This is a genomic window from Clostridium sp. CTA-7, from assembly GCF_054768095.1.
The window spans coordinates 1-380 of the sequence record NZ_BAAAAV010000032.1; the positions used below are offsets into that span (position 1 = coordinate 1).

1 protein-coding gene is annotated in these 380 nt (G+C 32.6%); it reads left to right on the top strand.

Annotated elements, in window-relative coordinates; all coding sequences use genetic code 11:
* Positions 1–380 (top strand): class II fructose-bisphosphate aldolase (locus tag ACYUEX_RS18745; RefSeq protein ID WP_460289463.1); only part of this gene is annotated, 380 nt, incomplete at both ends.

Here is a 380-nt window from a genome sequence, read left to right on the forward strand (position 1 = left end):
CATAAATTTGATGCAACAGTAGAAGCTGAACTTGGAAAACTAGGTGGGCAAGAAGATGACTTAGTAGTAGATGAAAAAGATGCTATGTACACTAATCCAAAACAAGCAAAAGAATTTGTAGAAAGAACAGGAATAGATTCATTAGCAGTAGCTATTGGAACAGCTCATGGATTATATAAAGGTGAAGCAAAGCTTGACTTTGATAGATTAAAGGAAATAAGAGATATGGTAGATGTACCACTAGTTTTACATGGAGCATCAGATGTACCAGATGAATTAGTTAAAAAGGCTATTTCACTTGGAATATGCAAAGTTAATGTAGCAACAGATTTAAAAATACCATTTTCTGATGCAGTAAAGAAATACTTTATTGAAAATCC